Raw genomic sequence first — 13,635 nt, 5'->3', positions numbered from 1 at the left:
CGACACCTGCTCCCGTGCCTCCTGCCGGGACGGACGAGCCCCAGACGGCCGCCACCTTCACCGCCACCGACGCCGAGCTTCCCAACCCCGAGCGCGGCTTCTACCGCTGGACCTGGGCCAACCTCGACACCTTCACCCGCGCCGACGCCGATGACGCCTACAAGGCCGGCTATCGCCTGCTCTTTTCCAAGCTGGACCTGTCGGCCTATCGCGGTTCAGACCTGACCCCGGCGCTGCTCGCTCAAGTGGAGACGGCGCTCGGCCATGCGCGCGCCGCCGGCGTCAAGCTCGTGATCCGCGTGGTCTACAACTATCCGGAATCGGAAGTCGACTACCAGAACGCCAAGGACGCGCCGCTGTCACGCGTGCTCGCCCACATCACGCAGTTCAAGCCGGTCCTGCAGCGCAATGCCGACGTGATCGCGTTCATGCAGGCAGGCTTTATCGGCGCGTGGGGCGAGTGGCACACCTCCTCCAACAACCTGACCGCCCCGGCCAGCCGCAACCAGATCCGCGATGCGCTGCTCGCCGCGCTGCCGGCAAGCCGCTTCATCCAGCTGCGTTATCCGCCGTATGTGATGGACGGGACGCCGACGCTGCCGCCCTTGAGCGCCGTGCTGACCGGCGGTCTGCGTGTCGGCGTTCACAACGACTGCTTCCTCGCCAGCAAGACCGACGTCGGCACCTACGACGAGGACACGGCCACCGCTGCGAAGCAGCGCGACTACGTCGACCGGTTGGGCGACCTCGCGCCCTTCGGCGGCGAGACCTGCAACCCGGCCGACGAAGCCGGCGCCGTGCCGCGCAGCCAATGTGCCGACATCCTCGCCGAGGGCGCCCGCTACAACCTGACCTACCTCAACGACGAGTACTACCGCACCGCCTTCCACGACAAATGGGTGCAAGGCGGCTGCATGGCCGAGGTGAGACGGAAGATGGGTTATCGACTGGCGCTGGTGAAGGCCTCGCACGCGGCGTCGGTCACACGGGGTCAGGCCTTGAGTGTGCGTCTGGACCTGCGCAACGACGGATGGGCGCGCGTGTTCAATCCGCGCGGCGTGCAGCTCGTGCTCAAGAACGCCGCGAACGGCGAGGTTCGCCGCATCGATGCGTCGGGCGCCGACCCGCGCACGTGGCTGCCCGGCGGCGTCGAACAAGCCGCGACGCTCACCGCGTCCGTGCCGGCCGACCTGCCGCTTGGCCGCTATCAGGTCAGCGTGGCGCTGCCCGACGGCGACGCCCGTCTGAGCGGTGATGCGCGCTTCGCCATCCGCTGGGCGAATGCGGACAACGTCGCCTCGGGTCAGCGCTGGGATGCGACGCTGGGCGCCTTCTCGCTTGGCACCGTCGTCGACGTGAAGTGACGCTCTCTTCTCCCTCTCCCGCTTGCGGGAGAGGGCGGGGGTGAGGGCCAGCGGCGGCGGAAGTGCTGAAGCCTCGTGCTCGTGCGCGTACTCGCGGGCGAGGATCTTCGATCAGCGCGCAGCCACCGCCACCGCGTGCAGCCGACCGATGGCCGTCACCCGCTGCAGTCGCTTCAAGGCCTGATGGGCTGACGGCCCGTCGCAGTCGTCGTATTCCAACGTGGCGGCCAAGGCGTCGCGCAGTCGCGCGATGTCATTCGCAGCCGCAGCCCGTCGGAACCAGACGCTGAAGCACAGCGAGGACAGCGCCGCCTGCTCGCGCTCCTCCAGCGCGAGGAAAGCCCGTTGCCAACGCGGCACGAGCGGCCTCGGCGGCAGGCGCCGCAACAGGTCGCCATCGAGCCGATGCCGCATGTTCAGGGCCTGCTCCGCCATCAGCGGCTCCGCGGGCGGCTCCCTGCCCGCCTGCAGCGCGACAGCGCACAGCATGCCCATCACGAGGTTCGCGTGATACGAGGTGCGCTGCACGACGTCCTCATGCGCGAGGCCGTGTCCAGTCGCCGCCATCCATCGCGCATGGTCCGGCCCGGGCAGGAAACCCTGCGCGTCCTGCGCGCTCGCCAGCACGTCGAAGGCGAAGACCGCCACCGGGCTACAGGGCTGCTGCAGCATCGGCCAGGTCCACAGCAACTCCGCCGCGAGGTCGAAGTTGTCCGCGTCGAGTGCCGCGGCCAGTCCCGCCTCCGCCTCGGCGAGGATCTCCTCCACCGGTCGCGGCAGGTGCACCGGACGCCGCCCCATGTCGGAGGCATACATCACCACGTGCGTGAACATGTAGAGGTCCAGCGTCGAGCACCCCAGCACGTCGAGCGGCCAGGCGATGCAGGTGCTCATCAGCAGCTCTTCATCGATGGGCTCGACATCGACGCGGCCGCGCCGGATCTGATCGAGCCACGCGCATTCGAGCTGGTGATTCGGCAGCCGCTCCGGCCCGCAGGCCTCGTTGCCATCGAGGATGTCGCCGAGCAGGCGATCGAACGCCTCGTCCGGATACCCCGCGTCGCCGAGGAACAGATGCGCCGACGCATGCTCCAGCGCGCAACCCGCGTCGTTGCACAGGCGCTCCCGCACCCTCGCCCCGCGCGCCTGCGCCACGAGCTGCACCGCGAGCAGGCGCGCCTCGACCTCGAGCGTCTCGTCCTCCCCGCGCAAGGGCGCCGTCGTGCGCAGCAGCATGGCGGCCTCGCCGACGACCTTGCCCAGCACCAGCGCGGCCGGCGCCTCCGTGCCGCCTTTGGCGAGGACCTCCTCCTCCGCGGCCACGGCCGCCTTCAAGGTTCTCCGGGCCAGGCGCACCGCGAGGTGCACGCGGCCCAGCAGGTCGTCCCGACGCCGGGTCGCGACCGACCGCCTGCCAACCATCGGCCGGACACTGGGCATCGAGACGACCGCGCTCATGGCGTCACTCGCGCAGTTGAGGGACGTTGCGCAGGATGTCCAGCTCCGGTCCCGGCCAGCCGCAGTTCCAGATGGCGTGGCGGTTGATGATGGTCACCAGCGGTTCGCCCTGCAGCAGGGCACGCTCGCCGAACTTGGCGAAGGTCGCGCTGACCGCGTCGATGTTGATGGCCTTGCTCTCGACGAGCGCTTCGATGACTTGCTGCTGGAATGCGGTTCTCGCTTCGGTTCTCATGGCTGACTCCTTGGTAATGCCGTGAAGAGGCCTGCGTACGGCCTCGGCGCATCGGGAACAAAGCGGACTGCTTCCCCTCGATCGCCTACCGGTTGTAGATGCCGCTCCGGCGACCCACTACCCCTAGCTCTCCCCCCTCTGAAGTGGTCCCTCCAATGGGCGCCCGCGAATGAGCGCCCCCCATTGGGGGACATCAGAAGCACCGCCGCATCGATTCCGGCGACTGCCCGCCATCGCCAAACCTGCTCGATGTCGGCCCCATGTCCTGCGCGAAGAACGATTAGGTGATTACCCGCAGTTGTACGACCTCCCTCTTGAACCGTGAGGTCGTGCTCGCTACCATCCGGCTCACGCTGGTACCGGTACCAATTCAGGTGCGATGAAGGGTCCAGCGCTGTTGTAGCCACGGAGACAAGCCCCCTCATGACCTCGCCCCAAGCCCTCAAAGAGACGATTTCCCACGGCCTGCTGTCGTTCCCGCTGACCGACTTCGACGCCCAGTTGAACTTCGCGCCCAAGCCCTACGCCGAGCGCCTGGAATGGCTGATGCCTTACGGCGCCACCGCCCTGTTCGCCGCCGGCGGCACCGGCGAGTTCTTCTCGCTCGAGCCCAAGGAATACAGCGACGTCATCCGCGTCGCCGTCGAGACCTGCAAGGGCCGCATGCCCATCATCGCCGGCGCCGGCGGCCCCACCCGCGTCGCCATCCAGTACGCGCAGGAGGCCGAACGCCTCGGCGCCCAGGGCATCCTGCTGCTGCCGCACTACCTGACCGAAGCGTCGCAGGAAGGCCTCGTCGCCCACGTCCAGGCCGTGTGCCGCAGCGTCAAGTTCGGCGTCATCGTCTACAACCGCGGCGCCTGCCGCCTGACGCCCGAGTCGCTGCTCAAGCTCGCCGACACCTGCCCCAACCTGATCGGCTTCAAGGACGGCTTCGGCGACATCGAGTCCTTCGTCTCCATCCGCCAGACCCTCGGCGACCGCTTCAGCTACCTGGGCGGCCTGCCCACCGCCGAAGTCTTCGCCGGCGCCTACCGCGCCATGGGCTGCCCGGTGTATTCGTCCGCCGTCTTCAACTTCATCCCGAAGACCGCCATCGACTTCTACAACGCCCACGCCGCCGGCGACACCGCCACGACGGACCGCCTGATCAAGGAGTTCTTCCTGCCCTACATCGCCCTGCGCAACAAGGGCCACGGCTACGCGGTCTCCATCGTCAAGGCCGGCGCGACCCTGGTCGGCCACACCGCCGGTCCGGTGCGTCCGCCGCTGTCGGACCTCAAGCCCGCCGAAGTCGACGAGCTGGGCGCGCTGATCTCCAAGCTCGGCCCGCAGTAAGCCCCGCGGCGCGCACCGACGCTGTGTCGGCGCGCGCCCAGGATCCCGACGCGAGCGCAGTCCAAGAAAGAGCAGTCCGCATGTTCAAGAACCTCATCAACGGCGAGTGGGTCGACGGCCCCCGCGCCTCCCGCAACATCAATCCGAGCGACACGCGCGACGTGGTCGGCGAATACGCCCAGGCCGACGTGACGCAGACCCGCGCCGCCATCGCCGCCGCGCGCAACGCCTTCGGCAAGTGGAGCCTGGCCACGCCGCAGCAGCGCTTCGACGTGCTGGACGCGGCCGGCGCCGAGATCCTCGCGCGCCGCGCCGAACTCGGCGACCTCCTCGCCCGCGAGGAAGGCAAGACGCTGCCCGAAGCCATCGGCGAAGTCGTGCGCGCCGGCAACATCTTCAAGTTCTTCGCCGGCGAGGCGCTGCGCGTCGGCGGCGAGGTCGTGCCCTCCGTGCGACCCGGCGTCGGCGTCGAGGTGACGCGCGAGCCCATCGGCGTCGTCGGCCTGATCACGCCGTGGAACTTCCCCATCGCGATCCCCGCGTGGAAGATCGCGCCCGCCCTCGCCTTCGGCAACAGCGTCGTGCTCAAGCCGGCCGACCTGGTGCCCGGCTCGGCCTGGTCGATCGCCGACATCCTCAAGCGCGCGGGTCTGCCCGACGGCGTCTTCAACCTCGTCATGGGCCGCGGCTCCGAGGTCGGCGCCGAACTGCTGGAGAACACCGGCGTCGACGCCATCAGCTTCACCGGCAGCGTCGCCACCGGCCAGCGCGTCGCGGCGGCCTGCGTCGCGCGCGGCGCCAAGTTCCAGCTGGAGATGGGCGGCAAGAATCCGTTCGTCGTGCTGGACGACGCGGACCTCGACGTCGCCGTCGCGGCCGCGATCAACAGCGGTTTCTTCTCGACCGGCCAGCGTTGCACCGCGTCCTCGCGCCTGATCGTGACCGAAGGCATCCACGACCGCTTCGTCGCCGCGATGGTCGAGCGCATGAAGACACTGAAGGTCGACGACGCGCGCAAGGCCGGCACCGACATCGGCCCGGTCGTCGACGAGCGCCAGCTCGCGCAGGACCTCGAGTACATCGCCATCGCCAAGGCGGAAGGCGCGACGCTCGCCGCCGGCGGCCAAGCGCAGGCCAGCAGCAGCGCGGGCGCGCCCGGCTTCTACCTGACGCCGGCGCTGTTCACCGAGACCGCGCCGTCCATGCGCATCAACCAGGAAGAGGTCTTCGGCCCCGTGGTCAGCGTGATCAAGGCGAAGAACTACGACGAGGCGCTGCACCTGGCCAACGACACGCCGTTCGGCCTGGCCACCGGCATCGCGACGACCTCGCTGAAGCATGCGACGCACTTCAAGCGTCACGCGCAGGCCGGCATGGTGATGGTCAACCTGCCGACGGCGGGCGTCGACTATCACGTGCCCTTCGGCGGTCGCAAGTCGTCGAGCTACGGCCCGCGCGAACAGGGCCGCTACGCCGCCGAGTTCTACACGACGGTGAAGACGGCTTACACGCAAGCCTGAGTACGCCCCTGATTCCAAGCCCGACCCCGGGCTTTTCCGACAGGCAAGCCGGCGCAGACCGGCCCTCGATACGATCCGGAGACAACATGCAGTTATCCCTCTCCTCCTCGGCCGCGGCCGGCATCGGCCGCGCGCGCTTCGGCGTGCTGGCGATGATCTTCGCCGTCACCGTCCTGAACTACGCGGACCGCGCCACGGTCGGCGTCGCCGGCCCCGTCCTGTCCAAGGAACTGGGCATCGACGCGGTCCAGATGGGCTTCATCTTCTCGGCCTTCAGCTGGTCCTACGTGCTGGGTCAGCTGCCCGGCGGCTGGCTGCTCGACAAGTTCGGCGCCAAGCAGGTCTACGCCTGGAGCATCCTGCTCTGGTCGCTGTTCACCATGCTGCAGGGCAGCGTGCACCACATGGGCATGGACGCGATGCTGTTCGGCCTGCCGCTGGCGGTGTCGGCGCTGTTCCTGATGCGGCTGATGGTCGGCCTGGCAGAGTCGCCCTCCTTCCCCGCCAACGGCCGCATGGTCGCCGCCTGGTTCCCGGTGAAGGAACGCGGCACGGCGTCGGCGATCTTCAACTCCGCGCAGTACTTCGCCACCGTGCTGTTCGCGCCGATCATGGCGTGGATCGTGCACGCGATCGGCTGGTCCGAGGTCTTCTACTTCATGGGCGCGCTGGGCATCGTGATGAGCGTGGTGTGGATGCGCACGATGCACAACAGTCCCGCCGACCACCCGACCATCACGGCCGCGGAGCGCGAGCACATCGAGTCCGGCGGCGCGCTGCTGTCCGGCGGCGGCAAGGCCAAGACCGCGTCGGGACCCAAGCTCGGCTACCTGAAGCAACTGCTGGGCAACCGCATGCTGATGGGCGTCTACATCGCGCAGTACTGCGTGAACGTGCTGACCTATTTCTTCCTGACCTGGTTCCCGATCTACCTGGTGAAGGAGCGCGGCATGTCGCTGCTGAACGCCGGCATCGTCGCGGCGCTGCCCGCGATCTGCGGCTTCGCCGGCGGCGTGCTGGGCGGCGTGATCTCGGACTGGCTGCTGCGCCGCGGCCATTCGCTGACCTTCGCCCGCAAGCTGCCGATCGTGGTCGGCATGCTGCTGTCGACGTCGATGATCGCGTGCAACTACGTGGGCATCGAGGCCGTCGTCGTCGGCATCATGGCGCTGGCCTTCTTCGGCAAGGGCCTGGGCGCGCTGGGCTGGGCGGTGGTGTCGGACACTTCGCCCAAGGAGATCGCCGGCCTGTCGGGCGCGCTGTTCAACACCTTCGGCAATGTCGCCGGCATCGTGACGCCGATCGTGATCGGCTACATCGTGCAGACGACGAAGTCGTTCAACGGCGCGCTGGTGTTCGTCGGCGCGCATGCGCTGATCGCGGTGGCAAGCTATCTGCTCATCGTCGGCGAGATCAAGCGCGTCGAATTGAAGCCCGTCTGAACGTCCGGACGCGAGGGCGCCGAGCACCGCGCCCTCGCCCTTCCCCCCATTTCCCCAGGTTGCATCGACCCAGGACACCGCCATGATCACCTCCCCGCTGACCATCCAGATCCACGAGGCCGACAACGTCGCCATCGTGGCCAACGACGGCGGACTGCCCGAGGGCACGGTGCTGGCCTCCGGGCTGGTGCTGCGCAACCACGTGCCGCAGGGCCACAAGGTCGCGCTGGTCGACCTGCCGGCCGACGCGGCGGTGCTGCGCTACAACGTGCCGATCGGCTACGCGCTGCAGGACATCCCGGCCGGCAGCTGGGTGCACGAGCGCCTGCTGCGCATGCCGCCGGCGCGCGAGCTCGAGGGCCTGCCGATGGCCACGGTGAAGGCGCCCGCGCAGGCGCCGCTCGAGGGCTACACCTTCCAGGGCTACCGCAACGCGGACGGCTCGGTGGGCACGCGCAACATCCTGGCGATCACGCAGACGGTGCAATGCGTGTCGGGGGTGGTCGAGTTCGCGGTGGACCGCATCAAGCGTGAGCTGCTGCCGAAGTACCCGAACGTCGACGACGTCGTCGGCCTGGAGCACACCTACGGCTGCGGCGTCGCGATCGACGCGCCGGACGCGGTGATCCCGATCCGCACGGTGCGCAACATCAGCCTCAACCCGAACTTCGGCGGCGAGGTGATGGTCGTCAGCCTCGGCTGCGAGAAGCTGCAGCCCGAGCGGTTGATGCCGCCGGGCGTGATCCCGATCGCGGATCAGCGCGGCGAGTCCGCGACTCCCGAGGCGCTCGACGTCGTCTGCCTGCAGGATGCGAAGCACGTCGGCTTCATGTCGATGATCGATTCGGTGATGACGCAGGCGACCGTCCATCTGGAGCGCCTCAACCAGCGTCGCCGCGAGACGGTGCCGGCGTCGGAGCTGGTGGTCGGCGTGCAGTGCGGCGGCAGCGATGCGTTCTCCGGCGTGACCGCGAATCCGACGGTGGGCTTCTGTGCCGACCTGCTGGTGCGCGCAGGCGCGACGGTGATGTTCAGCGAGAACACGGAGGTGCGCGACGGCATCGCGCAGCTGACCTCGCGCGCGAGCACGCCGGAGGTGGCCGAGGCGATGGTGCGCGAGATGGCCTGGTACGACGCGTATCTGGAGCGCGGCAGCGTCGACCGCAGCGCCAACACGACGCCGGGCAACAAGAAGGGCGGGCTGTCCAACATCGTCGAGAAGGCGATGGGCTCGATCGTGAAGAGCGGCAGCTCGGCGATCTCGGGCGTGCTGTCGCCGGGCAACAAGCTGACGCGCGAGCAGCGGGGGCTGATCTACGCGGCCACGCCGGCCAGCGACTTCATCTGCGGCACGCTGCAGCTGGCCGCGGGCATGAACCTGCATGTCTTCACGACGGGCCGCGGCACGCCCTACGGCCTGGCGGAATGCCCGGTGATCAAGGTCGCGACGCGCAGCGACCTGGCGCGCCGCTGGCACGACCTGATGGACATCAACGCCGGCCAGATCGCCGATGGCGAGAAGTCCATCCAGGAAATGGGCTGGGAGATGTTCCGGCTGATGCTCGATGTGGCCTCAGGCCGCAAGACGTGGGCGGAACACCACAAGCTGCACAACGCGCTGGTGCTGTTCAATCCGGCGCCGGTGACTTGAGGTGGGTTCTCCCTCTCTTGCTTGCGGGAGAGGCTCGGGGCGAGGGTCGACTCAGGGCACCGCCGTTACCTGCCTGAACGACACCGCCAGGATCTCCGCCAACTGGTCCAGCAGCTGTCCCGTGTCATCGTCCGGCAGCGGCTCATGCGCCGCGGCCTCCGCGCGGCTCAACGCGAGCAGCGCATGGAACGGCGTGCAGCCCAGCGCGCCGATCGGTTGATGCTCGCCCAGGGAGCGATCCTGATACGGCGTGAACGGCCGCACCGTCAGGTCCACCATCGTGCCCAGCATCCGCTGCACGTTGCCACGGTGATCGCGCTGCACCACCCGGCCACGCGACAGCACGCTGCGATAGCCGGAGCCGTTGCTGCGCAGGCGGAAGCGCTGCTCGTAGGTGTCGGTGAAGCCGTCGAAGTGCGCCCGCAAGGACAGCATCATCGGCTCGAGGTCCTCGGGATGGACGCGGCAGCGCCAGAACGCCGTGCTGTCGGGCTGGTCCGGATGCGGAAAGCCCAGGTGCTCCTTCCAGCGCGGCGAGTAATGCACCAGCTCCAGCGGCGGGTTCAAGTCCCAGACGCCGAAGGCGCCCTGCTCGACCGCCGTCCGCCAGTTCCTGACTTCGTCATGACGGATCCCCATGACGAGGCATCTTGCGCGCCGACCGGAGGCCGGTCAACGCACGTTCCCCCTCAAGGCGGGTAACGCTGCCGGCGCGCCACACCGCCCAGGCCAGCCTTGACAGCCCATCGGTCTATCCGAGCGCCGTCACCAGTTCGGCCGCCGCCGTCAGCAAGGTCGCGTCAGAACGCATCGGCGGCGACGGATCCACCGGCACCCACAGGGGCTGCCTGCGCCAGCCCAGGCGGCGCAGACGGAAGCCCGCCCGCACCAGCGCCGCGACCACGCGCGGCAACTCGCCGCGCAGCGCCGTCAGCACGTGGTCGTGCTCGGCCAGGACCGTCAGCGCCAGCGCCGCGCGCGTGCCCTGGAGCTGCAGGCCGACCGCCTCTCCGCGCCAGCGCAGCAGGAGACTCAGCGCGGGCTCCTCGCCGGGCGCGGATGCGGCTGGCGCATGCAGCGCGTCGTCATGGCGGGCCGACGATCCGGTGCCGGCAGGCCGCGCTGGCGGGTCGCCAGGGTCCCGGCCCTCTCGCCGGATCCAATAGGGAATCGGCAGCAGCCACAGCGGCTCACCGCCCGGTCCCACGGGCACCTGGCCGTGCGCCAGCGCCAGGGTCCAGGCCGACACCAATCCGGCCGGCGTGCGCGCCAGCGGGGTCTCGACGATCGCGGTCAAGAGCTGCCGCCGCCATTGCGCCAGGTCCACCCGCAAGGCGGACAGCTGCCCCCAGGCGCTGGGGATTGCACCATCGCCACCCCCCCCGGCAGGCCCGGCGTGGGGGGAACCTGCACCGACGTTGGCGGGATCCCGCCGGCGCTCGATCACTTCGAGCTCCATCCGCGGCACCACCGCCCGCACGCGCAGCAGCACCTGGTCGCCCGGCAGCAGGTCGTCCAGCGGCGGCTCGATCAGCGTCATGATCTCGCCGCTGTCGAGCGACTCCAGCCGCCATCCAGATCCGCCACCGTTGCGGTCGCCGCCGCCGGACAGACGCAGCACCGCGCCGGGCGTCAGTCCGCCGACATCGCGCAGCGACGCCTGCAGCCGCCCGACGGCGCCGATGCCGCTCACGCCGCCGACCGCGCCGGCATTCGATGTCGATCCCGCCATGTGCCCCCGCCTCGTGCGGCCGTTCCGGCTGCCGTTGAAAAAGGAAAGGGCCGGACGTTGCCGTCCAGCCCTCGCGTCGATGTCGTCGGACGCGCCGCGCGGCGCGCCCCGCGGTCATCAGCCCAGCAGCGACATGACCAGGCCGGACATGCTGTTGCTCTGCTTGAGCATCGCCGTGCCCGACTGCATCAGCATCTGCTTGGTCGTCATCGTCGACGACTCGGCCGCGTAGTCCGTGTCCATGATCCGGCCCTTGGCGGCGGCCGTGTTGGTGCTCATGTTCTGCAGGTTGTTGTAGACGTGGTCCAGGCGGTTGGCCGCGGCACCGAAGGAGGCGCGCAGTTCACCGACCTTGTCGATCGCGCCGCCGATGGTGGTCAGCAGCGTGTTCGTCGTGGCCGACAGTTCCGTGCCGGCAGCCGGCGTGGCGTTGTACTGGGTCGAGACGGTGCCCAGCGCGGTCGTCAGCGCGGTCAGCTGCGTGCTGACGTCCACCGACATCGATTCGCCGGCCGAGGCGCCGATCTGGAAGCTCATCGCAGCCGACATCTTGCCCAGCGTGCCGTCGATGGTCGTGCCGTCCGAGAACAGCTGCGTGCCGCCGAAGGACGTGTTCTTGACGATGTTGGTCAGTTCGGTGCCGAGCGCGTCGTACTCGCCCTGCATCGCGGTCTTGTCGGTCGCGGTCGAGGAGGCCGAGAAGGCTTCCGTGGCCAGGTCCTTCATGCGCAGCAGGATGTTGCTGACTTCGTTCAGCGCGCCTTCACCGGTCTGCAGCATCGAGATGCCGTTCTGCGTGTTGCGCTGGGCCACGGCCATGCCGCGGGTCTGGGCATCCAGACGCGTGGCGATCTGCAGGCCGGCGGCGTCGTCCATCGCGGAGTTGACGCGGAAGCCGGTCCCCAGACGGGTCATCGACGTGGCCAGGCTCTTCTGCGTCGAGCTCAGCGAGTTCTGGGTCGACAGGGCCGAGGCATTGGTGTGCAGGCTCAACATGGTGTTCGCTCCTTGAGAGTGTGGGCAAGCGCGGGGGCGCTTCGTTGATCGAAGGGCTTGAGCTGCCCTCCCACTCACAGGACGACCGGGGGGTGAGGGGACTTAAATGGGTTGTGGAAAAAAACTTCGGGGGGGCTCGGGGTGGGGACCTGGTCGAGCTCCGGGAAAACTTCGGGAGGCCTGGCGGCGGGCACTCCACGGTGCAGGGGGCGCCCCTCCAGGGACCCCCAGCACCATTCCGGCCCCACAAGCGCACGTTGACCTCGGGCCTTGGGAATGCGGTCAGCGGGCGTCGTACATGTAGCGGCGCGTCAACGGCACGGGGGCCGGGCCACCATCACGCTTGCTCGCCAGGATCTGGTACAGGCCCAGCTCGCCGGTCTCGAACTCCAGCGCCGAGGCCGCCATGTAGAGACGCCAGATCCGGTAGTGCGCTTCGTCCACGTACTGGAGCGCCTGGTCGTGCCCCTCCTCCAGCTTCGCGACCCAGGCACGCAGCGTCTTCGCGTAGTGCATGCGCAGCGCCTCGACGTCGTGGAGTTCGAACTGCTCCTGCTCCATCACCCGCATCACGTTGCTCGCCCGGTCCAGTTCGCCATCGGGGAACACATAGCGGTTGATGAACTTCGACGACAAGGCCTGCCCCCACCCCTCCTCCTCATGGGTGATGCCATGGTTGAGGAAGAGGCCCGCCGGCCTGAGCAGCCGGTTCACACTCGCGAAATAGGTCGGCAGGTTCTTCAGCCCGACATGCTCGAACATGCCGACGCTGGAGATCTTGTCGAACTGTCCCGTCATGTCGCGGTAATCGCACAGGCGGACCTCCACCTGCCCCTGCAGCCCGGCCGCGGCGACGCGCTCCTGGGCCAGCGCCAGCTGGCGTTCCGACAGCGTGATGCCCGTGGCCTTCACGCCGTAATGTCGCGCCGCATGCATCACCAGCGCGCCCCAGCCGCAACCGATGTCCAGCAGTTCCTCGCCGGGCTGCAGCCGCAGCTTGCGGCAGATGTGATCCAGCTTGGACCACTGGGCCTGGGCCAGCGCCGTGTCGTCGGTCTCGTAGTAGGCGCAGGAATAGACCATCGCCGGATCCAGCCACAACGCATAGAAGTCGTTGGACAGGTCGTAATGGAAGGCGATCGCCGCCTTGTTCTCGGCGCGCGTGTGGCGGCGCACACCGCCCGAACGCAGCTCGGCGTCGGTCGCGGGCGGCGGCGGGGCCAGCAGCCGCACGGCCAGGCGCAGGCGGTCGCTCCAGGAGAGCGTCAGGTCCGGCAGGTGGTCCTTGAGCTGGAGCGCGGCGAAGAAATCGCCTTCGACGTCGATCTGGCTGGTGAAGTAGGCCTCGGCGAACCGCAAGGGGTCGCGGCCGAGCAGCAGGCGCCGCAGCGCGGTGGGGTCGTTCAGCACCAGCGTGAACTCGGCCGGCTGCTGCGCCTGCCGGCCCAGCCGCGTCGACCAGTGCCCGAGCCGCAGCCCCATGCTGCCGGGGTAGGCGGAAAACAGACGCTGCAGCAGCGTGAGCCCGGCCGGCGGCAGCGGCGGCGCGCCGGCGACCTCCGGGATCACCTCGGCCGCGCGGGGGGCGGCGCTGGCGGTGGGCGACAACAGTTCCTGATCCATGGATTCCTCGTCCGGAAAGCTACGAAAGAATGTTGGTCGGAAGCGCCCCGGGGTCAGTTCTTGTCGGCCAGGGTGCCGGCGGCCTGGAAGTCCCCGGCGATGTTAGCCAATGCCTCACCCCCCGCCCGGACTGGGGACATTGATGCAAGCCGCATGCCCGCTCCCCTCCGGCGGGGGCCTCGCGAGGGGTCGTTGCGCCCTCGCACAAGCTCGCCCGAAGGAGTCATCACAAGCCCGCCGCCCGAGGCCACAATCAGCCCCGATATCCCATCCCCA

The 13,635-nt window shown here is 69.0% G+C and carries 11 protein-coding genes; 5 read left to right on the top strand and 6 right to left on the bottom strand.

The features are described from left to right. Positions 1 to 14 precede the first annotated feature (14 nt). Positions 15 to 1,364 (top strand): DUF4832 domain-containing protein, encoded by a 1,350-nt coding sequence (locus AC07PR_RS07855; protein WP_495134951.1) that lies wholly within the window; start codon positions 15 to 17, stop codon positions 1,362 to 1,364. Positions 1,365 to 1,475: 111 nt separating this feature from the next. Here the strand turns inward: AC07PR_RS07855 and AC07PR_RS07850 are convergent, their stop codons facing one another. Together AC07PR_RS07850 and AC07PR_RS07845 are read right to left on the bottom strand one after the other, a co-directional pair. Then, complete coding sequence (locus AC07PR_RS07850) at positions 1,476 to 2,822, bottom strand: DUF6895 family protein (protein WP_495134950.1); 1,347 nt, start codon at positions 2,820 to 2,822, stop codon at positions 1,476 to 1,478. 4 nt (positions 2,823 to 2,826) lie between these two features. Beyond that, positions 2,827 to 3,057, bottom strand: a complete 231-nt coding sequence (locus tag AC07PR_RS07845) for a hypothetical protein (protein ID WP_377153175.1) — start codon at positions 3,055 to 3,057, stop codon at positions 2,827 to 2,829. Between the two features lie 423 nt (positions 3,058 to 3,480). Between AC07PR_RS07845 and kdgD the strand changes: the two genes are divergently transcribed. The 4 genes from kdgD (at position 3,481) to garD (ending at position 9,008) form a co-directional block, all read left to right on the top strand. Next, complete coding sequence (kdgD, locus tag AC07PR_RS07840) at positions 3,481 to 4,395, top strand: 5-dehydro-4-deoxyglucarate dehydratase (RefSeq protein ID WP_377153173.1); 915 nt, start codon at positions 3,481 to 3,483, stop codon at positions 4,393 to 4,395. Between the two features lie 80 nt (positions 4,396 to 4,475). After that, positions 4,476 to 5,915 carry an aldehyde dehydrogenase family protein gene (locus AC07PR_RS07835; protein ID WP_495134949.1) on the top strand — a complete coding sequence of 480 codons (1,440 nt, stop codon included), beginning with the start codon at positions 4,476 to 4,478 and terminating at the stop codon, positions 5,913 to 5,915. Between the two features lie 86 nt (positions 5,916 to 6,001). Next, positions 6,002 to 7,357, top strand: a complete 1,356-nt coding sequence (locus AC07PR_RS07830) for an MFS transporter (protein ID WP_495134948.1) — start codon at positions 6,002 to 6,004, stop codon at positions 7,355 to 7,357. A gap of 82 nt (positions 7,358 to 7,439) precedes the next feature. Then, entirely contained in the window at positions 7,440 to 9,008 is a 1,569-nt protein-coding gene (gene garD / locus AC07PR_RS07825; protein WP_377153166.1) for a galactarate dehydratase, read from the top strand. A 51-nt stretch (positions 9,009 to 9,059) separates the two neighbouring features. Here the strand turns inward: garD and AC07PR_RS07820 are convergent, their stop codons facing one another. The 4 genes from AC07PR_RS07820 to AC07PR_RS07805 form a co-directional block, all read right to left on the bottom strand. Further along, the gene (locus tag AC07PR_RS07820; protein WP_495134947.1) at positions 9,060 to 9,647 is read right to left on the bottom strand and encodes a PAS domain-containing protein; all 588 of its coding nucleotides are present in this window, start codon (positions 9,645 to 9,647) and stop codon (positions 9,060 to 9,062) included. Positions 9,648 to 9,759: 112 nt separating this feature from the next. After that, positions 9,760 to 10,740, bottom strand: a complete 981-nt coding sequence (locus AC07PR_RS07815) for a hypothetical protein (RefSeq protein ID WP_495134946.1) — start codon at positions 10,738 to 10,740, stop codon at positions 9,760 to 9,762. A gap of 117 nt (positions 10,741 to 10,857) precedes the next feature. Continuing rightward, complete coding sequence (locus tag AC07PR_RS07810; protein ID WP_377153158.1) at positions 10,858 to 11,736, bottom strand: flagellin N-terminal helical domain-containing protein; 879 nt, start codon at positions 11,734 to 11,736, stop codon at positions 10,858 to 10,860. Positions 11,737 to 12,018: 282 nt separating this feature from the next. After that, a complete protein-coding gene (locus AC07PR_RS07805; RefSeq protein ID WP_495134945.1) occupies positions 12,019 to 13,359 on the bottom strand; it encodes a class I SAM-dependent methyltransferase in 1,341 nt (446 codons plus the stop codon). Positions 13,360 to 13,635: the final 276 nt, after the last annotated feature.

This window comes from Roseateles sp. GW821-FHT09H11, assembly GCF_059415845.1.
This window is presented reverse-complemented; position numbering and strand designations above follow the sequence as displayed.

Excerpts from the sequence above, each read along its gene's own strand:
- AC07PR_RS07850 (WP_495134950.1), bottom strand. The coding sequence starts at position 2,822 with ATGAGCGCGGTCGTCTCGATGCCCAGTGTCCGGCCGATGGTTGGCAGG.
- AC07PR_RS07845 (WP_377153175.1), bottom strand. The coding sequence starts at position 3,057 with ATGAGAACCGAAGCGAGAACCGCATTCCAGCAGCAAGTCATCGAAGCG.
- kdgD (WP_377153173.1), top strand. The coding sequence starts at position 3,481 with ATGACCTCGCCCCAAGCCCTCAAAGAGACGATTTCCCACGGCCTGCTG.
- AC07PR_RS07835 (WP_495134949.1), top strand. The coding sequence starts at position 4,476 with ATGTTCAAGAACCTCATCAACGGCGAGTGGGTCGACGGCCCCCGCGCC.
- AC07PR_RS07830 (WP_495134948.1), top strand. The coding sequence starts at position 6,002 with ATGCAGTTATCCCTCTCCTCCTCGGCCGCGGCCGGCATCGGCCGCGCG.
- garD (WP_377153166.1), top strand. The coding sequence starts at position 7,440 with ATGATCACCTCCCCGCTGACCATCCAGATCCACGAGGCCGACAACGTC.
- AC07PR_RS07820 (WP_495134947.1), bottom strand. The coding sequence starts at position 9,647 with ATGGGGATCCGTCATGACGAAGTCAGGAACTGGCGGACGGCGGTCGAG.
- AC07PR_RS07815 (WP_495134946.1), bottom strand. The coding sequence starts at position 10,740 with ATGGCGGGATCGACATCGAATGCCGGCGCGGTCGGCGGCGTGAGCGGC.
- AC07PR_RS07810 (WP_377153158.1), bottom strand. The coding sequence starts at position 11,736 with ATGTTGAGCCTGCACACCAATGCCTCGGCCCTGTCGACCCAGAACTCG.
- AC07PR_RS07805 (WP_495134945.1), bottom strand. The coding sequence starts at position 13,359 with ATGGATCAGGAACTGTTGTCGCCCACCGCCAGCGCCGCCCCCCGCGCG.